At 64.5% G+C, this 21,203-nt stretch carries 18 protein-coding genes and 1 tRNA gene; 12 read left to right on the forward strand and 7 right to left on the reverse strand.

The features are described 5' to 3' along the window. Positions 1-54 precede the first annotated feature (54 nt). Positions 55-843, forward strand: coding sequence for an inositol monophosphatase family protein (locus tag M8744_RS00970; protein WP_251408016.1), 789 nt, complete (start codon positions 55-57; stop codon positions 841-843). Positions 844-846: 3 nt separating this feature from the next. On the opposite strand, the gene M8744_RS00975 is transcribed toward M8744_RS00970, so the two are convergent. After that, complete coding sequence (locus M8744_RS00975) at positions 847-1,203, reverse strand: GFA family protein (RefSeq protein WP_251408019.1); 357 nt, start codon at positions 1,201-1,203, stop codon at positions 847-849. Beyond that, positions 1,200-1,946, reverse strand: a complete 747-nt coding sequence (locus tag M8744_RS00980; protein ID WP_251408023.1) for a rhomboid family intramembrane serine protease — start codon at positions 1,944-1,946, stop codon at positions 1,200-1,202. The genes M8744_RS00975 and M8744_RS00980 overlap by 4 nt, the downstream gene beginning before the upstream one ends. 163 nt (positions 1,947-2,109) lie before the next feature. Between M8744_RS00980 and M8744_RS00985 the strand changes: the two genes are divergently transcribed. Further along, positions 2,110-2,195, forward strand: a tRNA-Leu gene (locus M8744_RS00985). A gap of 254 nt (positions 2,196-2,449) precedes the next feature. Next, positions 2,450-3,118: an FkbM family methyltransferase gene (locus M8744_RS00990; RefSeq protein ID WP_251408025.1), complete on the forward strand. Its 669-nt coding sequence runs from the start codon at positions 2,450-2,452 to the stop codon at positions 3,116-3,118. 69 nt (positions 3,119-3,187) lie between these two features. Here the strand turns inward: M8744_RS00990 and M8744_RS00995 are convergent, their stop codons facing one another. Then, positions 3,188-4,936: a serine protease gene (locus M8744_RS00995; RefSeq protein WP_251408028.1), complete on the reverse strand. Its 1,749-nt coding sequence runs from the start codon at positions 4,934-4,936 to the stop codon at positions 3,188-3,190. 165 nt (positions 4,937-5,101) lie between these two features. Between M8744_RS00995 and M8744_RS01000 the strand changes: the two genes are divergently transcribed. The 7 genes from M8744_RS01000 (at position 5,102) to folP (ending at position 14,418) form a co-directional block, all read left to right on the forward strand. Then, positions 5,102-6,031, forward strand: coding sequence for a glycine--tRNA ligase subunit alpha (locus tag M8744_RS01000; protein ID WP_251408032.1), 930 nt, complete (start codon positions 5,102-5,104; stop codon positions 6,029-6,031). Then, positions 6,031-6,555, forward strand: coding sequence for a DUF6446 family protein (locus M8744_RS01005; protein ID WP_251408035.1), 525 nt, complete (start codon positions 6,031-6,033; stop codon positions 6,553-6,555). The genes M8744_RS01000 and M8744_RS01005 overlap by 1 nt, the downstream gene beginning before the upstream one ends. 1 nt (position 6,556) lies before the next feature. Beyond that, the gene (glyS, locus tag M8744_RS01010; RefSeq protein ID WP_251408038.1) at positions 6,557-8,845 is read left to right on the forward strand and encodes a glycine--tRNA ligase subunit beta; all 2,289 of its coding nucleotides are present in this window, start codon (positions 6,557-6,559) and stop codon (positions 8,843-8,845) included. A 183-nt stretch (positions 8,846-9,028) separates the two neighbouring features. Beyond that, positions 9,029-11,569, forward strand: a complete 2,541-nt coding sequence (locus M8744_RS01015; protein WP_251408041.1) for a putative PEP-binding protein — start codon at positions 9,029-9,031, stop codon at positions 11,567-11,569. Positions 11,570-11,715: 146 nt separating this feature from the next. Beyond that, a complete protein-coding gene (locus M8744_RS01020) occupies positions 11,716-12,333 on the forward strand; it encodes a cell wall hydrolase (RefSeq protein WP_251408044.1) in 618 nt (205 codons plus the stop codon). Positions 12,334-12,442: 109 nt separating this feature from the next. Beyond that, complete coding sequence (locus M8744_RS01025; protein WP_251408047.1) at positions 12,443-13,363, forward strand: dihydroneopterin aldolase; 921 nt, start codon at positions 12,443-12,445, stop codon at positions 13,361-13,363. 38 nt (positions 13,364-13,401) lie between these two features. After that, on the forward strand, positions 13,402-14,418 hold the full coding sequence (gene folP / locus M8744_RS01030) for a dihydropteroate synthase (protein ID WP_251408050.1): 1,017 nt from the start codon (positions 13,402-13,404) through the stop codon (positions 14,416-14,418). A 7-nt stretch (positions 14,419-14,425) separates the two neighbouring features. Here folP and M8744_RS01035 read toward each other — a convergent pair whose 3' ends face one another. The 4 genes from M8744_RS01035 to cobS form a co-directional block, all read right to left on the reverse strand. Then, the gene (locus M8744_RS01035) at positions 14,426-14,770 is read right to left on the reverse strand and encodes a DUF427 domain-containing protein (protein WP_251408052.1); all 345 of its coding nucleotides are present in this window, start codon (positions 14,768-14,770) and stop codon (positions 14,426-14,428) included. Positions 14,771-14,843: 73 nt separating this feature from the next. Beyond that, entirely contained in the window at positions 14,844-16,643 is a 1,800-nt protein-coding gene (locus tag M8744_RS01040; protein ID WP_251408055.1) for an aminopeptidase P family protein, read from the reverse strand. A 150-nt stretch (positions 16,644-16,793) separates the two neighbouring features. Further along, the gene (cobT, locus tag M8744_RS01045; RefSeq protein ID WP_251408058.1) at positions 16,794-18,668 is read right to left on the reverse strand and encodes a cobaltochelatase subunit CobT; all 1,875 of its coding nucleotides are present in this window, start codon (positions 18,666-18,668) and stop codon (positions 16,794-16,796) included. A gap of 123 nt (positions 18,669-18,791) precedes the next feature. Further along, entirely contained in the window at positions 18,792-19,778 is a 987-nt protein-coding gene (gene cobS / locus M8744_RS01050) for a cobaltochelatase subunit CobS (protein ID WP_251408061.1), read from the reverse strand. A 150-nt stretch (positions 19,779-19,928) separates the two neighbouring features. On the opposite strand from cobS, the gene M8744_RS01055 reads away from it, so the two are divergent. Together M8744_RS01055 and M8744_RS01060 are read left to right on the forward strand one after the other, a co-directional pair. Then, positions 19,929-20,477, forward strand: coding sequence for a sigma-70 family RNA polymerase sigma factor (locus M8744_RS01055; protein WP_251408064.1), 549 nt, complete (start codon positions 19,929-19,931; stop codon positions 20,475-20,477). After that, complete coding sequence (locus M8744_RS01060; RefSeq protein WP_251408066.1) at positions 20,474-21,166, forward strand: anti-sigma factor; 693 nt, start codon at positions 20,474-20,476, stop codon at positions 21,164-21,166. Before M8744_RS01055 ends, M8744_RS01060 begins: the two co-directional genes overlap by 4 nt. Positions 21,167-21,203: the final 37 nt, after the last annotated feature.

Raw genomic sequence — 21,203 nt, forward strand, 5'->3', positions numbered from 1 at the left:
GCATCGGCGCGCTTGGCGCGTATAGGCGCGGTCTGACAGACAGGAGCGATTGGTATGCAGGGCAGCGCAAATCTGAACGTGATGATCAAGGCCGCGCGCAAGGCGGGGCGGTCGCTGGTCAAGGATTTCCGCGAAGTGGAAAACCTGCAGGTGTCGATGAAGGGCGCCGGCGATTTCGTGTCCAAGGCCGATATCGCGGCCGAGGCCATCCTGAAAGAGGAATTGCTGGGCGCGCGCCCCAATTACGGTTGGCTGGCCGAAGAGGGCGGCGGTATCGAAGGCACCGACCCCACCCGCCGCTGGATCGTCGATCCGCTGGATGGCACCACGAATTTCCTGCATGGCCTGCCGCATTGGGCGATTTCCATCGCGCTGGAGCACAAGGGCCAGATCGTTGCCGGTGTCGTCTATGACGCCGCCAAGGACGAGATGTTCTATGCCGAGAAGGGGCAGGGCGCGTGGCTGAACGACAACAAGCGCCTGCGCGTCTCGGGGCGCAAGAAGATGATCGAGTCGGTCTTTGCCACGGGGATTCCCTTTGCCGCCAAGCGCACGCTGCCCGCCACGCTGCAGGATCTTGCGCGTTTGATGCCCGAATGTGCAGGCGTGCGCCGCTTCGGCTCGGCCGCGCTGGACCTGGCTTACGTGGCCGCCGGCCGCTATGACGGCTATTGGGAGCGTGAACTGAACATCTGGGATGTTGCCGCCGGCATCTTGCTGGTGACCGAGGCGGGCGGCCTGGCCGATGGGCTGCGCGACGGGCAAGACCCGCTGGGCGGCAACCTTATCGTGGCCAATGGCGAGGTGTTCACCCAGTTCGCCAAGGTGATCCGCGACGCCTGACCGCTATCTGTCGGAGACGTGGTTCACGCCGTCCGTCCAGCGCAAAGGTTCATGATCGCGCGGATTGACCCCGTCGATACAGCCGAGGTTGACGCCATATTGCGTCGGGTCCGACCGGCGCTGGTGGTGGGTGTAGATTCCGCAAACCGAACAGAAATAGTGGCGCGCGGTTTTCGTGCCCCATTGGTACAGCGTCAGCGTGTCCGCACCTTTCACCACCTCCAAGTCTTCAAGCGGCACCATGACCGCCGCGGCCTGTCGGCGGCGGCAAAAGCTGCAATCGCAGCGGCTGGCCCGGTCCAGCGGCTGGCCGGGAGTAATTTGCAATTCGATCGCGCCGCAATGGCAAGTGGCTTTCATCGCCGTCTCCGCACGGTTGGGATGTTGCTGCGTTGCAGGGTGTATTTCGCTTCAGGGTGAGGCGGTAGGCCGCGCGTGCGTGCCCAGTAAGATGATCCGCCGCGCCGCAAGAACAGCGGCAACGTCAGCGCCAACCCTATCACGAAGCCGCCCGCATGGGCCCAGTAGGCCACGCCGCCACCGTTCAGGTCAGCGCCCACACCATTAAACACCTGCAAGCCGAACCACAGCCCCAGCATGGCCCAGGCCGGAACGGGGAAGATGCGGAAAAAGATGATGAAGATCACCAGCACATCGACCCGCGCCCTGGGAAACAAAAGAAGGTAGCCGCCCATCACACCGGCAATGGCGCCGGACGCGCCCACCGTTGGCACCTGCGAAAAGGGGGCGGCCGCCACATGGGCCAGCGCCGCGCCGATGCCGCAGGCCATGTAGAACGTGAAGAACGAAAAATGCCCCATCTCATCTTCCATGTTGTCGCCGAAGATCCAGAGAAACAGCATGTTGCCGATGATATGCATCCAGCCGCCATGCAGGAACATCGATGTGACGACAGTGTGCCAGTCCATGCCCGCGCTGATCGTGACCGGGCGCATCGCCCAGGTATCGAAAAACTGCATGACCGTCCGGGTGTCGGTCATTGTCGGCCAATACAGCAGAAACACCGCGATATTCACCGCCATCAGCGCGTAGGTGACGTAGGGCGTTCGGCTCGACGGGTTGTGATCGCGGATCGGGAACATGGATGCGACATTGGCCTATATCCGGTCGGGGTCAAGCCTTGGCTTCAAGGCGGCAGGCTATTGCCGCCTGTGCTGCCAGCGCGCGCCAAACGCCCGGATTGCGCCCGATCCTCTTGCTGCCCAGGCGCGCCCGCGCTAACACTCGGCTCCGGTCTGACTCCCCGCGGGCGTGGTGGAATGGTAGACACATGGGACTTAAAATCCCTGGGGCGAAAGCCCGTGCCGGTTCGAGTCCGGCCGCCCGTACCAGGCCGCATCGGGAAACCCTTCCCGCCGATTGTTGACGTTGCCTGCGCGGGAATTGCCGGGCAAGGGCGAGGCTGCCGACGTGAACGATGGCATCGACAATCCCGAATACCGTTCCAGGACTGTGGTGTTCCGTCGTCACTGAGATAAAAAAATATCCGCAAAGCGCCAAAGCCGCGCGCTTGTGTAGACGGCTTTTCGCCCGATGCGGTAACGTGGGCAGGACAAGCAGACCCCGGTCAGAGGAACCAGTGACCATGTTGGACGACCAGAAGAAAGAGCAGCGCCGCGCGCGCTGGAAAATGCAGCGCAAGATCAAGAATGCGCGATCCGAGGGGATGATGCAGGGCATCGTGTCGATGCTTGAACCCGGCGACGTGGTGCTGGATTGCGGGGCGAATGTCGGGGCGGTGTGCGAGCCCTTGGCCCAATCGGGCGCCACGGTGCACGCGTTCGAGCCCGACCCCTACGCGTTCGGGCAGCTATCTGCGCGGGTGGGACATTATGACAATGTCACTCTGCACAACGTGGCCGTGGGCACCGGGCAGGGCATCGTCAAGCTGCAACGCGCCGAGGGTTTCGCCGACGACCCGGCCAAGAACTCGGTGAAGTCGACGATCCTGGAAGGTGGCCGTTCAACCGCCGAGGGCGACACCGTGGATGTCGAGCTGATCGACTTTCCCGAATTCGTGAAGGCCACGCTGCAAGAGCATGGCAAGATCAAGTTCCTGAAGATGGACATCGAAGGGGCCGAACTGGAACTCATGGAAAAGATGTTCGCCGATGACATGTTCGAGAACATCACCCTGACCGTGGTGGAAACCCATGAGAAGAAGTTCAAGGAATTGCGCCCGCGCTTTGCCAAGCTGCGCGAGGATGTGGGTGCGAAATACCCGATCACCAAGATCAACCTCGACTGGATCTGAGCCCCGAAATCCTTGGAGAAGGATTTCGGCCCGCTTTCTTGTGGCAAGAAAGCGGGCTTTTGCTGCGCGTCAGTCCCAGCAGTTGACCAGTACGGTCATCTGGCCTGCCTTGGTGGTCAGGCTCTCGGGCGCGATCGGGGCGAGCGTGTCAGTCGTCGTCACCGGCAGGCCCAATTGGTCAAGCAGGCCGCGGATCGCGCGGCCATTGGCGGCAAAATTGACATCGTCGGGCAGGGCGCGCCCGCCGCCCGCATCGTCGCGCGGCAGCAGCACACCCAGCACAGCGCCGCCCGCATCAACGACAGGGCCGCCGGTATCGCCGGGCAGGGTGCTCAGCGTCAGGCGCTGGCGAGTTTCTTCACCTTGCAGCCCGCGCAAATCGGCCAGCGTTCCGAAGGTGACAGTGGGTGCGCCCAGCAACCCGCCATAGGAATAGCCCGCAACGGCGACCTCGGATTGCAGGCGCGGCGTAGCATCCTGGAAGGTCGCAACGCCCAGGGGCGCCAGCCCGCCCTGTGGCGCCAGCACGGCCACGCCCAGATCGGGATCGGATGACAGGATGTCGGCCTCGGACCCGTCGTCCAGCGTGATCCGCGCGCAGCCGTCCACGGCCTCGGCTGCGGTAACCACGCTGCCCTCCCGGTCGATGAAAAAGCCCGAACGCGCGCGCTTGGGCTTGCGGACTTCCAGGCCCGCCACCAGGTCGACGCTTTGTTCATCGCCGATCTGGTCGGGCGCCAGGGTGCCGGTGAAACGGGTCAGGCTTTTTTGCATCTCGCCCAGAAGGCGGGTGCGGCGTTCTTCGTCGCCGGCGGGCCAGACCAGGGTAAAGCCCTTGATTTCGCCGCGCTCCAAGCGCGCCTCGGTATGGCTTATGAAATCGGCGGCCTCGCCGATCAGCACGAAACTGTCGCCCTCGCGGTTGCGAGGGCCATCGGGTGGCACGATCTCCAGCGTTTGCATGATGTCGTAAAGACCGTAAAGGCTGTCACGGTCGCCCTTCTGGCTGATCAGCAGCACGGTCGCCGGCAGGTCGCCCGAGGCGGTGTAATGGGCAAAGGGGTATTCGTATTCTTCGAATGTCACCACCTCGGTCGGCAGGGCGATTTCGATTCCGGCCTCGTCATCGCGCACCTCGCGCAGGCCCAGCCCGTCAAGAACGGCGTTGTATTGTTGCATCAACACCGCGCGCTGCTGCGTGGTCAAAACACCTGTCGCCTCGAAATTGTTGGCTTGCTGCCATTGCGCCATCGAGGCGCGGGTGCCCCGGCCAAAGGCGCCGTCGATCGCGGCGGTGTAAAACCCGGCCCATTTCAGCGCCACCTGCAGCTCTTCGCGTTCGGCGCGAGACAACAGTGCCTCGGAGGCGCGGGCCTCGCGCGGGGTTTCCTCGGCGGGCGTGATTTGTGGCGCGGGATCAGGATCGGCAGTCTCTGCTTGCACCTCGGGCCGGGGGGCTGCGGGGTCGGCCGCGACCGGCCGGTTCAGGGCGTTGGCCCCGATGGGCCAGAATTGCTGGCCGAGATTGCGGCTGAACGCGATGAAACTGTCATTCGGGATCGACCCTTCGGCACGGTAGACGCGCAACACCTGTTGGGCATCGCCACGCGTGTAAGGGCCCAGCACGATGCCATACCACCCTCCGCCCAGCGAAAACCCGTTCACGTCGGGCAGTTCGGCGGCATAGGCACGGGCGCGGTCTTGCGCCTCGGCCAGGCTTGGGCGTGCCTCGATCTGGACCCAGACCACGTCGTCCTGCGCCACGGCGGCGCGCATTGCGACAAAGATGAAAACAAGTGTCGTGAAAAGTCGTTGCATTTTCTGCCCTGTCCCTCCGGTTGGGCCGGTCCGGCCCTTTGGGCTTTTCTATCAAATCCGGCGCGCGGCGCACGTTAAATTATGCAACCCCGTGCAATTGACCCCGCCGCGCCTGCCACGTAAGCAGAACGCGCGATTTCACCCGGCAGTCAGGCGAAGGCGAGAATGGCTCAGCAACACGACAAACCGCGCAGTTTCCAGGACATCATCCTGCGGCTTCAGACCTACTGGGCCGCCAAGGGCTGTGCCGTGCTGCAACCCTATGACATGGAGGTGGGCGCGGGCACGTTCCATCCGGCCACCACGTTGCGCAGCCTGGGCACGCAGCCCTGGGCTGCGGCCTATGTGCAGCCCTCGCGCCGCCCTACCGATGGGCGCTATGGCGAAAACCCCAACCGATTACAGCATTATTACCAGTTCCAGGTGCTGATCAAACCCAGCCCGCCCGACCTTCAAGAGCTTTACCTGGGCAGCCTCGAAGCGATCGGCATCGACATGGCCCTGCATGACATCCGCTTTGTCGAGGATGACTGGGAAAGCCCCACGCTGGGCGCCTGGGGCCTGGGTTGGGAGGTCTGGTGCGACGGCATGGAGGTGAGCCAGTTCACCTATTTCCAGCAGGTCGGCGGGCATGACTGCCACCCCGTTTCGGGCGAACTGACCTATGGGCTCGAACGGCTGGCGATGTACGTGCTTGGCATCGATCACGTGATGGACATGCCCTTCAATGACCCTGACGCGCCGATCGCGCTGAAATACGGGGACGTGTTCCGCCAGACCGAGCAGGAATATTCGCGGTGGAACTTCGACGTGGCCGATACGCAGGTGCTGTTGCGCCATTTCGAGGAGGCCGAGGCCGAATGTGCCGCGATCCTGGCCTGTGACGACACCGACCCCAAGACCGGGCATCGCATCGTCATGGCCCATCCGGCCTATGACCAGTGCATCAAGGCCAGCCATATCTTCAACCTGCTGGATGCGCGCGGCGTGATCTCGGTCACCGAGCGGCAAAGCTATATCGGGCGGGTGCGAAGCTTGGCCAAGATGTGCGCCGACGCCTTCGTGCGCACCGAAGCCGGGGGGTATGCCGGCTGATGGGCAAGTTTCTTGGGGGCCTGATCGTGGTCTGTGCATTGGCGGCCGGTATCGGCATTTATTACCTGCAGGTCTATGCGTTCTACGAGCCGGTTCCGGTAACGGGCACGGATGACGTGCAGGTGACGGTCATGGCCACCGGCCGGCCCGAGCCGATCCTGTACGAGGATTTCAAGGCCATCGACGCCGATAGCAGCCCGATCCGCTATCGCGCCTGTTTCACCACCCAGATGAGCCCGGGCCTGTTGACCGAAACCTACCAGCCCTACGACCGTGCCGTGCCTTTGGAGGCGCCGGGCTGGTTCGATTGTTTCGACGCGGATGAAATCGGCGCCGCGCTGCGCGATGGTCGGGCGCTGGCTTTCATGGGAACCGAGAATATCGAATACGGTATCGACCGGATCGTAGCCGTTTTGCCGGATGGCCGCGGTTTCGTCTGGCACCAGATCAACCATTGCGGCGAGGTCGTATTCGACGGCCAGCCCGTGCCCGAAAACTGCCCCGAACCCCCCGAAAGCAATTGATATGCCCAACCTTCTGATCGAACTCTTCTCCGAGGAAATCCCGGCACGCATGCAGGCGCGTGCGGCCGATGATCTGAAAAAGCTGGTCACCGACGGGCTGGTCGAGGCCGGTTTGACCTATGCGGGCGCGGCCGCCTTTTCCACGCCGCGCCGCCTGGCATTGGCCGTTGACGGCGTGTTGGCCGAAAGCCCCACCATCCGCGAAGAGCGCAAGGGCCCGCGTGTCGATGCGCCCGAGAAGGCGATCGAGGGGTTTTTGCGCGGGGCCGGGGTGAGTAAGGACCAGTTGGAAATCCGCGACGAGAAGAAGGGGCAGGTCTATTTCGCCACGATCACGCGGCCCGGCCGCCCCGCGGCCAAGATCGTCGCCGAGGTGCTGGAGAGTGCGATCCGCGGCTTTCCCTGGCCAAAGGCGATGCTCTGGGGGGCTGGCCAATTGCGTTGGGTGCGGCCTTTGCATTCCATCTTGTGCATCCTGACCGACGATGCGGGTGAGGCCAGTGTCGTTCCGTTGGAAATCGACGGTATCAAGGCCGGCAACACGACCGAGGGGCACCGCTTCATGGGATCGGGGCGTTTCGCGGTTACTGGTTTCGACGATTACGCCGCGCGGTTGAAGCGCGACCGGGTGGTTCTGGATGCCACCGAGCGGGCCGACCACATCTGGCAGGAAGCGACCAACCTTGCCTTTGCGCAGGGGTTGCAGGTGGTCGAAGACCGTGGCCTGCTGGCCGAAGTCGCCGGGCTGGTGGAATGGCCCGTGGTGCTTATGGGCGCGATCAACGCCGAGTTCCTGGACCTGCCGCCCGAGGTGTTGCAAACCTCAATGAAGGAACACCAGAAGTTCTTCTCGGTGCGCAACCCCAAGACCGGCCGGATCGAGAAGTTCATAACCGTTGCCAACCGCGAAACCGCCGACCACGGGGCCACGATCCTGGCGGGCAACCAAAAGGTGCTGGCCGCGCGTCTGTCGGACGCAAAGTTCTTCTGGGAAAATGACCTGCGCACCATCCGTGAAAAGGGGCTTGAGGGCATGGCCGCCGGGCTCTCGGACGTGACTTTTCACAACAAGCTGGGGAGCCAGGCCGACCGCATCAAGCGCATCGAGGCGCTGGCCCGCGAGATCGCCCCCATGGTCGGCGCCAAACCCGACCTCGCCGCCGAGGCTGCGCGCGTCGCCAAGGCCGATCTGCAATCCGAAATGGTCGGCGAGTTCCCCGAATTGCAGGGCCTGATGGGCCGCTACTATGCGCAGGCGGCGGGCCATGACGACGGCGTGCCCGAGGCTTGCGAAGAACATTACAAGCCGCTGGGGCCGGGCGACGCCGTGCCCTCCGCGCCGGTCTCGGTCGCCGTGGCGCTTGCCGACAAGATCGACACGCTGACAGGGTTCTGGGCCATTGATGAAAAGCCCACCGGCAGCAAAGACCCCTATGCGCTCAGGCGGGCGGCACTGGGGGTGATCCGGTTGGTGTTGGGGAATGGGTTACGGTTTCAAATTGAGACAATTCTCGAAATGGAAACCCGCGAGCACGCAACCCATCAATTTGTTGCTGATGGCAAGGCCAACGATACTAGCAATCCATTTTACCGATTGCTGGCTTTTGACAGATTGCGCGACGGCATCCGTGACCCGAAAGTACGCCGAGAGCTAACCGAGAAATTCTTGCAAGGTGAGAATACATTGCGAGAATCCGACAACGATCACGGAGCAATATTTGAAAGGAGTTTGGAGAAACTCAATCTGGATATTCTTCATGTTACGGAATCCGTCCTCGCCTTCCTCCACGACCGCCTCAAGGTCCATCTGCGCGACGAGGGCATCCGCCATGACGTGATCGACGCCTGCCTTGCCATGGAGCTCAATGACGACCTCACCCTTCTGGTGAAACGCGCCGAGGCGCTGGCCGATTTCCTCAAGACCGACGATGGGGACAACCTGCTTCAGGGCTTCAAGCGGGCCAACAATATCCTGACCCAGGCCGAGGAAAAAGACGGGGTGGAATACGCCTTTGGCGCGGACGTGAAATTTGCCGAAACGCCCGAGGAGAAGGCACTGTTTGCTGCGCTCGATGCGGCCGATGCGAAAATCGGCCCCGCGATGGCAGCCGAGGACTACGCCACGGCGATGGCAGCTATGGCCGATATGCGCGCGCCTATCGACGCGTTTTTCGAGGCGGTGCAGGTCAATGCCGAGAACCAGGTGGTGCGGCGCAACCGTTTGAACCTTCTGTCACGCATTCGCGCCATCTGCCTGGCCGTGGCGGACCTGACCCGCATCGAAGGGTAGCCGCGCGGGCCTGTGCCGGTGCCGGGGGGGCGCTGCCCCCCGTCCGCTGGCGCGGACTCCCCCCGGGGTATTTGGGGCAAGAGGAAGCCGGGCGCTTGTGGCCCCGTTGGCCGGGCGGCGTAATGCGCACTTGCGTTGTGCCCGAGGCGGCGTATTCTTCGCGCAAGCCGAAAGGATGCCGCAGTGCAGCAGGACCAATCCGACATCACCCTGATCACGGCCACCGCCCCGGTGGCGACCACCACGCATGGTGGCCGGGCGAAATGCCTTCAGCGGTTGGTGCGGCTGGAAATGCCGGTGCCCAAGACGGTGGCGCTGTCGTTCGACGCGGTGCATCGTATCGCGCAGGGTGACATGCCGGACATGGCCGAGCTGCTGGCGCCTTTCGGGCCGGCGCCGCTGGTCTGTGTGCGCCCGTCGTCGGAAGACCCCGACTGGGGCGGGCCGGGCGCGGTTCTGAATATCGGCATGAACGATGCGCAATATGTCGAGATGTCGGACCGTATCGGCCAGGACGCGGCAGCGGCGATCTACAAGCGGTTCGTGCAGTCTTATGCGATCCACGTGGCACGGCTTGACCCGGATGAATTCGAACATGTTGTCGAGGACGGGGCCGAGGGGCTGAGCCAGGTTCTGTCGGCCTACGAGGATGAAACCGAGGAAGAGTTCCCGCAAGATCCTGCGGTGCAACTGGCCGAGGTTCTGCGCTCGATGGCGCGGGCGTGGGAAGGCACGACCGCGCGCCTGTTGCGCCAGGCCAAGGGGGCGCCGGCCGAGGCGGGACTGGGGCTCGTGGTGCAGGAAATGGCGCTGGGGTTGGGGCGCGGCGAATGCGGCTCGGGGGTGATCCAGCTGGTCGACAGCACCACCGGCGCGCCGCGCATCATCGGGCGCTACCTGCGCCAGAGCCAGGGCCGCGATGCGCTGGAGCGGCGCGAAGAAGCGCTGTTTCTTGAACGTGACGACCGAGGGCCCAGCCTTGAAGACCTGGCCCCGGATGCCTTTGCCGCGCTCAAGCGGATGACGGCGTTGATGCGCGAGCGGCTGCGTGAAGAAATGCAGGCCGAGTTCACCATAGAGAACGGGGTGGTGCATATCCTGGATGGCGTGCGCGTGACGCGCAACGCCCGGGCCGGCGTGCGTATCGCGGTGCAACTGGCCGAGGATGGCATAATCACGCGTGAAGAGGCGCTGTTGCGGGTAGAACCCCGCGCGCTGAACGAGCTGTTGCACAGGCAGGTCGACCCGACCGCCGAGCGGGATGTGCTTGCCTCGGGTATCGCGGCCAGCCCCGGCGCGGCCTCGGGCCGGATCATGTTTTCAGCCGCCGAGGCGCAGGCCAGCGCCGCGCGCGGTGAGCCCTGTGTGCTGGTCCGGCGCGAGACCAGCCCCGAGGATATTCGCGGCATGCACGCGGCGGTGGCGGTTCTGACAGAACGGGGCGGCATGACCAGTCACGCCGCGGTGATCGGGCGCGGCATGGGCCTGCCTTGCGTTGTTGGGGTGAGCGATTTCAAGTTCCAACTGCGCGGCAAGACGCTGGTAGCGCCCGACGGGCGCGAGTTGCGTCAGGGCGACATCGTCACGGTGGACGGCACCAATGGCCAGGTTCTGGCCGGAGAACCCGCGATGATCGAGGCGGCCGAGGATGACGCGCTGTTGACCTTGATGACATGGGCCGACGATGTGCGCGACATCGGCGTGCGCGCCAATGCCGATACTCCCGCCGATGCCCAGACCGCGCGCAATTTCAAGGCGCAGGGCATCGGGCTGTGCCGGACCGAGCACATGTTCTTCGAGGCCGACCGGCTGACCGTGATGCGCGAGATGATCTTTGCCGATACCTCGCCCGACCGCGCGGCCGCCCTGGAGCGCCTGCTGCCGATGCAGCGGGCCGATTTCATCGAGCTGTTTCGCATCATGCAGGGCCAGCCCGTCTGCATTCGCCTGTTCGACCCGCCCTTGCACGAATTCCTGCCGTCTGATCGGGCGGGGCATCGCGAACTGGCCGAGGCGCTTGATCTGCCGCTTTCGGACGTGACCCGCCGGGTCGAGGCGTTGGGCGAATACAACCCCATGCTGGGGATGCGCGGGGTGCGACTGGGCATTACCGTGCCCGAGATATATGACATGCAGGCCCGTGCGATATTCGAGGCCACGATTGCCGCCAGCCGCGAAGGGGCGCCTGTGGTGCCCGAGATTATGATCCCGCTGGTCAGTGCCAAGCGCGAGGTCGAAATCGTGAAAACCCGCGTCGATGCCGTGGCGGCCGCCGTGCGCAATGAAACTGGCCAAGATTTCACTTATCGCCTGGGGGTGATGGTGGAAACCCCGCGTGCGGCGCTGCGCGCCGCCGAGATCGCACCGCATACCGCCTTCTTGTCGTTCGGCACGAATGACCTGACCCAGATGACCTATGGCCTGTCGCGCGATGATGCGGGGCGGTTCATGTCGACCTACGTGCAGCAGGGCGTCTTTGCAGAAGACCCGTTTCACACGCTCGACCAGGATGGCGTGGGCGAGTTGTTGCAGATCGCGGCCGAGCGCGGCCGCGCGGCGCGCAGCGACGTGGTGCTGTCGATCTGCGGTGAACATGGCGGCAATCCCGAATCAATCGCCTTTTGCCGCGCGGCCGGGTTCGACTACGTGTCGTGCTCGCCCTTCCGGGTGCCGGTTGCGCGTCTTGCCGCCGCTCAGTTGGCCGTTCGGGACAAGATCGGGTAGCGCCCGCCAGGCCAGACGCAACACATGGGCTGCAGCCCTGAGCCATGCACCAGGTGCAAGGCAGTACTGGCCGCCCCGGGGTGGACTATATGTCGTAAATTGTCATAAAAGGCGTGATTTCGACATCTGCTCCACAGGAGATGACCATGTTGCGCGCAATTCTGAGTGTACTTGTTATGACGATGGCAATGGGCGCGGCGGCGGAACCCTCGTTGGGGCAAATCATCCGCATGGAAAAACGGGCCCTTGCCAAGCTGCCTGCGGATCGGCTGGACGCCCTGCTGAGCCGGCCATCAAGCGCGGGCGGGATCACCTACAGCGAACAGTGGCTCGATGGCTTGCCGCGCGCCAAGGGCGACGCGCAATGGCAGTGCCTGGCCGAGGCGCTGTATTTCGAGGCGCGGGGTGAAACCGTGAAGGGCCAATTCGCCGTGGCCGAGGTAATCATGAACCGCGTCGACAGCGCCAATTACCCCGACAGTGTATGTGGGGTGGTGCACCAGGGCACGGGGCGTAAATATGCCTGCCAGTTCACCTATACCTGCGATGGGCGCGAAGAGGTGATTCACGAACCGTCGGCATTCGATCGCGTGGCCAAGGTGGCCAAGCTGATGGTCAACGGCGCGCCGCGCGTTCTGACGCAAGGTGCCACGCATTATCACACGACCGCGGTCAACCCGCGCTGGGCACGCAAGTTTTCGCGCACGGCCCGCTACGGCGTGCACCTGTTCTATCGCCATCCGCGCGAACTGGTGCAAAACTGACAGGCATCTTGACGCAAACGGGCGGCGCGGTGCCGCGCACGGGGCATCGCGCCCCTTTGCCGTCGCTAGTGTGCGCGCGAGACAGGAACCACCCAGGGGCGCCCACGCCATGAGCAACGAGATAAAATGGGCCTTTGCCCACCCGGCGGAACGGGCCGCAGCCACTGCCGGGGATGGCCCCGTTGACCGGATTTCCCTGCGCGATCACATCGTAGAGGTTGAAATCGGTGCCTTCCAGGCCGAGCGTGGCACGACGCAGCGCATCTGTTTCAACGTGGTGGTCGAGGTGATCCCGGCGACCAACATACTGGATGACGATGTCGACAGCATCCTGTCCTATGACAAGGTGACCGAGGCGATCGCCCACGAACTGGCCGATGAACGATTGAACCTGCTGGAAACCTTGGCCGAAAAGGTGGCCGAGCGGATCTTGCTTGAGCCGCAGGCGCTGCGGGTTTTCGTAAGGATCGAAAAGCTGGACCGTGGCCCCGGTGCACTGGGCGTGGAAATCGTGCGCGCCCGCAAGGACATGACGCCCCGCCGCATGGCCGAGGACAAGCCGCACCCGCAAGTGGTCTACCTGTCCAATGCGGCCATCGCCTCGGACAACCTGGGCACCTGGATCGACCAGCTTGAGGCCGAACACCGCCCCACCATCATCTGCGTGGGCCCCGCCGACGTGCCCGCGCCGCAAACCGCGCATCCTTTGGCGCAGCGCCGGATCGACCTTTTGGCCATAGAACAGAACGCCTGGGTGCTGGCTGGGCGCGATGCCCGCTGCGTGGTGGTGAATTCCCGCACCGAGTTGGATTGGTCCATGCGCCACGACCAGATCAGCGTCTGGGCCCCGTCAAAGATCGTGCTGGACGCGGTTGATGGCCCGTCGGCCAGCCCGCGTGACGCGCTGGGCCTTGTCTTGTGGTTCGCGCGTTTCATGCAGGCGGCCGACTTGCTGGTGATCGGGGAGGAACTGCCCGATGCCCCCGATTTGCCGCTGCGCGCCGTGGCCACCGACGTGCGCGTGATCTGAGGCTTGCAACGCGCGCCACGATGCGCGACGAGGGCGCCATGAGCGATTATTTCCGCCCCCTTGTGCAATCCGGCCCTGCCTGGCCTCGCGGCGCGCTGCCGCTGGTGGGCGGGCCGTTGTGGTTTACCCATGCCGAGCACCTGCGCCGCGATGGCCTTGCCCGCGTTGTTCCTGCCGAAGAGATCCCTGAACCGTTGCGCACTTACCTGAGCGCGCCGCGGTTGCCGGTGGCGGGCATGGCGATGGAGCGTCCCCGCCTCATGGGTATTCTGAACACTACCCCGGACAGTTTTTCCGATGGTGGGCTGTTTCATGACCATCAAACGGCGGTCGCGCATGGCCGTGCCATGATTGCCGCGGGGGCCGACATTATCGACGTCGGCGGTGAATCGACCCGGCCCGGCGCAGAAACCGTGCCCGAGGCAGAAGAGATCGCGCGCGTCGCCCCGGTGATCACCGCGCTGCGCGCCGAAGCGCCCACGCCGATCTCCATCGACACGCGCAAGGCCGGCGTGGCACGCGCGGCAATGCAGGCAGGGGCAAACCTGATCAACGACGTGGCGGGGTTTACTTACGATCCCTGGCTGGCACCATTCGCCGCCGAACACGCGCTGCCCGTCTGCGTGATGCATGCGCAGGGCGACCCGGCGACGATGCAAAAGAACCCGCGCTACGACAACGTGCTGCTCGACGTTTTCGATTTTCTGCACGAACGCGTGCAAACGCTGATCGCCCTTGGCATTCCGCGCGGGCGGATTGTCGTCGACCCGGGCATCGGGTTCGGGAAGACCGCCGATCACAACCTGGCGCTATTGAACGGGATCAGCCTGTTTCACGGGCTAGGCTGCCCGGTCTTGCTGGGTGCGTCGCGCAAACGGTTCATCGGCACGATCGGCAACGCGCCCGAGCCACGTGACCGCATGCCCGGCTCGGTCGCCGTAGCGCTGGCCGGCATGGCGCAGGGGGTGCAGATCCTGCGGGTGCATGACGTGGCCGAAACCGCCTCGGCCATGGCGCTTTGGCAGGCAGTGCAGCGCGGGCGCATGACAGGCTGATCGAAGATCAGAGCTGTTCGACTGTCACCTTTTCGCTGGTGTGAAATGCCAGGTGATCCTTGATGCGGTCCACGCCCTCCAGCGGGGTTTCATAGCTCCAGGCCGCGTTTTCCAGCGTGGTGCTTTTCGTCACGATCGAGAAATAGCTGGCATCGCCCTTTACCGGACAATGGGTTTTTTGATCGGTGCGGTCGAGGAACGCCATGGCGATGTCCTCGCGCGGGAAATAGATCACCGGGGTCATGTCGCCCTCGGCCAGTTCCAGCGCGTCGGTGGATTCGCCAAGCACGGCCCCACCCGCGCGCACCACCCAGGTTCCCTCGGCGCGTGTGATTGTGATATCGCTTGCCATTCGGCTGTCCCCCCTTTGGTCATTTACTTTTGCTTGCTTGTGCCGACCGCCCGTGACGGTTTCGTGTCACCGCTCAGATCGGTGCCGTGGCCTTTTGCAACCATAGCCGCGCCTCGTCGGACAGGCGAGGCGCGATCTTGTCGCGGCATTCGGCATGATAGGCGTTCAGCCAGTCGCGCTCATCATCGCCGAGTAGCGCGGGCATGACAAGCCGGCGGTCGATCGGCACGAAGGTAAGCGTTTCGAAATCATGCATCGGGCGGGGGTCGGCGCCGGGCAGATCGGGGGCTTCCTGCACGACGATAAGGTTTTCCAGCCGGATGCCGAACGCGCCTTCGCGATAGTATCCGGGCTCGTTCGACAGGATCATGCCGGGTTGCAGCGCAACCTCGGACATACGGCTCAGCCGTTGGGGGCCTTCGTGCACGCACATGTAGACGCCCACGCCATGCCCGGTGCCGTGGTTGAAATCCTGCCCGGCCACCCAAAGCGGATAGCGCGCGATGGCATCCAGGTCGCGCCCGGCCAGGCCGCGCGGGAACCGCAGCCGCGAAATCGCGATCAACCCCTTGAGCACCCGGGTAAAGCAGGTCTTTTCCTCCTCGCCCACATGCCCAACCGGAAGGGTGCGGGTGATGTCGGTGGTGCCATCGAGGTATTGCCCGCCGGAATCCAGCACGATCAACTGGCCGTCTTCCAGCGTTGCGTTGGTGTCATGCGTGACGCGGTAGTGCATGATCGCGCCATGCGGCCCGGTGCCGGCGATGGTGTCAAAGCTGATATCCAACAGCTCGTTCGAGGCCCGGCGGAACCCTTCCAGCTGGGTGGCCACGTCGATTTCGGTGATGGTGCCGGGAGGCTGCGCATCGAACCAGCACAGGAATTCGCACATCGCCGCGGCGTCGCGCAGGTGCGCCTCTCGCGTGGCGGCGATCTCGGCCCGGGTCTTGGTGGCCTTGGGCAGGATGCATGGATCCTGGCCGGCTTCATGCGGCACGCCGGCCTCGTCAAGCTGGTGCAGCACCCAGATGGGCGCGCTGTCATGATCGACACGCACTGGCCCGCCGAGCGAGCGCAGGGCCGGCGCGAAAGCGGCGACGGGGCGGAGCGTCACCGCCTCGCCCAGATGCGCGCGCAAAGCCTCATCCACCTTGGCCGCATCGGTGAACAGCGTCGCCTGGCCGCTGTCATGCAGGATGGCAAAACCATGCGGGATAGGGTTGCGGGGAATGTCGCTGCCGCGCACGTTCAGCAGCCATGCCAGTGAATCCGGCAAGGTAATCACCGCCGCGCTTTGCCCGTGGTTGCGCAACGTCGCACCAAGCCGGGCCAGCTTGTCGGTATGGGCCTCGCCCGCCAGCGTCTGCGGGTAGGGAGTGATCTTGCCGGTGGGCGGCTCGGGCTGATCGGGCCAGATCCGATCGACAAGGTTGGGGCAGGGGGCCAGGGATATACCCGACCCTTGAAGCCCCTTTTCGATACGCGCGATTTCGCCGGGCGTGTGCAGCCACGGATCGAACCCGATGCGCCCCGCGTCAAGGTGCTGGCGCAGCCAGGGCGCGGGCTGGGTTTCGGGCCAGTCGACCGGGGTGAAGGCGCCGGTATCGACCTGGTGTTTCACCTGGGTGCGATACCGGCCATCGACGAAGACGCCCGCCACATCCCTTAGCGCGATGCAGAACCCGGCCGAGCCGGTAAACCCTGTCAGCCATTCCAGCCGCGCATCATGCGGGGCCACATATTCGCCCTGGTGGGCATCCGCCCGCGGCACCAGGAAGCCGGCAAGCCCCTCGCCCTGCATCTGTTGGCGCAGCTGCGCCAGGCGCGCGGGCCCGTATTCGGGACTGGCGGTGGTGTCAAAGCTTTGGAACATGGGGCCTCCGGTCTGTTTGCGGGGCATTGAGCCGGGAAAGGGCCGCGGGCGCAAGGGCCAAGGATGGCAGGGCGCCGCCCCCGGCGACCGGGGACGGGAGCGAGGGGCCAGCCCCTCGCGCTCCCCGGGGTATTTTCGGCAAGAGGAAGATCAGATTGCGCGCTTGATGCCCAGGAACTTGGCGCGGGCGCGCGGGTCCTTGTCGAAAAGCGCGGCCAACTGTTCTGTCATGGCGCCGGCCAGTTGGTCGACATCGGTGATGGTGACCGCGTGCTGGTAATATCGGGTCACGTCGTGGCCGATGCCGATGGCGATCAGTTCGACCATCTTGCGCCGCTCGACCATTTCGATCACGTCGCGCAGGTGCTTTTCGAGGTAATTGGCGGGGTTCACGCTGAGCGTGCTGTCATCCACGGGCGCGCCATCGGAAATCACCATCAGGATCTTGCGGGCCTCGGGACGCTTGGCCATGCGACGGTGTGCCCATTCCAGGGCCTCGCCATCGATATTTTCCTTCAACAGCCCCTCTTTCATCATCAGCCCGAGATTCGGGCGGACCCGGCGCCAGGGCGCATCGGCGGATTTGTAGATGATGTGTCGCAGGTCGTTGAGGCGCCCGGGCTGTTGGGGGCGGCCATCGGCAAGCCATTTCTCGCGGCTTTGTCCGCCTTTCCAGGCGCGGGTGGTAAAGCCGAGGATTTCCACCTTCACGTCGCAGCGTTCCAACGTGCGCGCCAGCACGTCGGCGCATATGGCGGCAATGGAGATCGGGCGGCCCCGCATACTGCCCGAATTGTCGAGCAGCAGCGTTACCACCGTGTCGCGGAACTCGGTATCCTTTTCCACCTTGAAGCTGAGCGGCGTGGTCGGGTTGGCGACCACGCGGGCCAGCCGCCCGGCGTCCAGTATCCCCTCTTCCATATCGAAAAGCCACGAGCGGTTCTGCTGTGCCTGAAGTCGGCGTTGCAGCTTGTTTGCGAGCCGGCCCACCGCGCCCTTGAGCGGCTCTAGCTGTTGATCGAGATAGGCGCGCAACCTCTCCAGCTCGACTGGCTCTGCCAGCTCTTCTGCCGGGGTTTCTTCGTCGAACCCGGTGGTGAAAACGGCGTAATTCGGATCGGCCTCGGAGACCGGGGCAGGGGTCGGAGGCTCCAGCGGGGCCTCGCCCTCGGGCAGCTCGGTTTCCTCGCTCATTTCCTCGTCGGCGAGGTCGTCCATGCTGACCTGGGCCTGTGAGTCGTCCTGCTGTTCTTCCTGGCTTTGTTCGGGGCTTGCCTCGGCGTCCTCGTCCTGGTTGTCGTCGTCGCCGGCGCTGTCGGGCTGGTCCTCTTCCTCGGCGCTGTCTTCGGACTCGTCTTGCTGGTCATCGGGCTGGTCCGGGTCATCGCCCAGCTGGTCACCATATCCCAGGTCCTCGATCACCTTGCGCGTCAGCCGCGCAAAGGCGGTCTGGTCATTGAGGATCTCGTTCAGGTCATCCAGCGTCTCGCCGGCCTGGTCCTGGATGTGGCCGCGCCAAAGGTCCATCACGTTTTGCGCGGCTTGCGGCAGGTCGCGCCCGGTGGCCAGGTGCCGCACCAGGTAACCTGCCGCCGTGGCCAGGGGCGCATCCGAGGCCTGTGTGACCTGGTCATATCCAAGGCGCTGCGCCTCGTGCCCGATCTTGGCGTCGATATTGCCGGCGGTGCCGGGCATGTCGCGCGCGCCCATCGCCTCGCATCGCGCGGTTTCCATCGCTTCGTACAGGTCGCGCGCCATGTCACCCTGCGGGCGATATTTCGTGTGCAGGGCGCTGTCGTGGTACTTGCGATGCAACGCCAGCGCATCCGCCGTGCCGCGCGCCAGCAGAACCTCGTCGCGGGTCATCCTGCGGCTGATCTGGGGCAGGCGCATCTGGTCGCCCGAAAGGCCCGCGGGATCGACCGAGTAGCTGACATTCAGATCGCTGTCATCGGCCATGACCTTGGTGGCCTCGGCCAGCGCCTTCTTGAACGGATCTGCGGGGTTGTCGCTTTTCTGGGCCATCTGGTCCTACCTTGGGCTTTGCACCAAGCGGGCTTCATCTTGCCAGGGAAACGCCCGCCGGAGGCATCGCGCGCCCACGGGACGCGCAAAACCTGCGAGGCGCTGACGCGCCTCGCATCCTGATCATTTCATCGCGGTGCTGGCCGCGCTTTCGGGCAGTTCCTCATCGAAACAGCGCTGATAGAATTCGGCAACGGTCTGACGTTCCAGCTCGTCGCATTTGTTCAGGAAGGACAGCCGGAAGGCATAGCCCACGTTGCGGAAGATCTCGGCGTTCTGCGCCCAGTTGATTACCGTGCGCGGGCTCATCACCGTGGACAGGTCGCCATTCATGAACGCGGTGCGGGTCAGCCCCGCGACGGTGACCATGTGGGCCACGGTCTTGCGGCCGGCCTCGGTGTTGTAATGCGGGTTCTTGGCCAGCACGATCGCGGATTCGGCGTCATGCGACAGGTAGTTCAGCGTGGCGACCAGGCTCCAGCGGTCCATCTGCGCCTGGTTGATCTGCTGGGTGCCGTGATACAGGCCCGTCGTGTCGCCCAGGCCCACGGTGTTGGCCGTGGCGAAGAGGCGGAAATAAGGGTTGGGGGTGATGATCTCGTTCTGGTCCAGCAAAGTCAGCTTGCCGTCATGCTCCAGAACCCGCTGGATCACGAACATCACGTCGGCGCGGCCGGCATCGTATTCGTCGAAAACGATGGCCGTCGGGTTACGCAGCGCCCAGGGCAGGATGCCCTCGTGGAACTCGGTCACCTGCTTGCCATCGCGCAGCTTGATCGCGTCCTTGCCGATCAGGTCGATCCGGCTGATATGGCTGTCAAGGTTGACCCGGACGCAGGGCCAGTTCAGCCGCGCGGCGACCTGTTCGATATGGGTGGATTTGCCCGTGCCGTGATACCCCTGGATCATCACGCGACGATTGTGGCTGAAGCCGGCAAGGATCGCCAACGTGGTGTCGGGGTCGAACTTGTAGGTCGGGTCAAGGTCGGGCACGCGCTCGCTGCTTTCGGCAAAACCTTTTACCGTCATGTCCGTATCGATGCCGAACACTTCGCGCACCGAGATATTCTCGGTCGGTTTCGCGTTCATGTCCATGTTGCCATCCGCCATGTCGTCTATCCTTCTTCGCGCGGTCCGATACCGTCCTGACTTTAAATCTCGTGCTGCACCATAAAGCGAAGGGACGCAAGGGCAAGACCGATGCAGCAACCGCTTGTGTTTCACGGGCCGCCTGCGGATAGTGCATCCAAAGGGGCGGGCATGACGGATCGTGCGACAATCGAGGCATGGCTTGCACGGATCGCGATTGGCGACCGGCAGGCCTTTGTCGCGCTTTACGATGCGACATCGGCGAAACTTTTCGGCGTTCTTCTGCGTATATTGAATGACCGCGACACAGCCGAGGACGCCTTGCAGGACGTATATCTGAAAATCTGGCACAATGCGCATCGGTACCGTGTGAACGGGTTTAGCCCGATGACCTGGCTGATCACCGTCGCGCGCAACCATGCGATTGACCGGTTGCGCCGTCAGCGGGGCAGTGGCGGCGGCGCGGTACCCGACGCGGTCGATGCCGTGGCCGACCCCGCACCCGGCCCCGAGGCCCGCGCCATAGCCGCGGGCGAGGCCGCGCGCCTTGCCGCCTGTTTCGATGAATTGGACCAAACCCATGCGGATGCCGTGCGCCGTGCCTATCTGGAAGGTGAGACCTACGCCGAGCTTGCCGAACGTTTTGATGTGCCGCTCAACACCATGCGGACGCGCCTGCGGCGCAGCCTTTTGAAATTGAAAGAGTGCCTGACGCGATGAGTAGTGACCGCCCCGACATACTGCCCCAGGGTGGCGCGGATGATGCGCTGGCCGCGGAATACGCGTTGGGCTTGCTGTCCGAGGCTGAGGCGCGCGATTTCGAAGAGCGGCTGGTGCACGAGCCTGCCCTGCGTGCAATCTATGCCCGGTGGGCCGAGCATTTCGCCGCCATGACCGACCCCATCGCCCCGGTTGAGCCACCGGCGCGGCTGCGGGCGCGCGTGATGCGCCAGGTGGCACCACGCCACGGCGGCGCCGGGCTGCGGCGCCTGTTGGGGTGGCTGGCCGGTGCGGCGGCCGGTGCGGTTCTGGGTGCGGCGGTGCTGTTGCTGGTCGGGCCGGTCGGGGACTTGCCCGGCCTGCGCGCCGACATCGCGGCGCCGGATGGCGCCTTGGTTATCGGCGCCAGCTACGCGCCTGCATCCGGCAGGTTGACCGTGACGCGCCAGTCCGGGCAGGCGGCGCCGGGGCGCGCGCTGGAGCTGTGGATGATCGCGGGCGATGCGGCACCGGTTTCGCTGGGCGTGCTGCCCGACGCCGACAGCCTGCGACTGGATGTTCCTGCCGCGCTGCGCGAGGCGTTGGCCCCGGGTGCGGTGCTGGCGGTGTCGGATGAGCCGCCCGGCGGATCGCCCACCGGCCAACCGACGGGAGCGGTTCTGGCGACCGGCGTCATCACGGAGTCGTGACCGGTTCTTGATCGCGCGCGCTGAAACTCTTGCGCGG

This window comes from Lutimaribacter degradans, assembly GCF_023703375.1.
GTDB lineage: Bacteria > Pseudomonadota > Alphaproteobacteria > Rhodobacterales > Rhodobacteraceae > Lutimaribacter > Lutimaribacter degradans.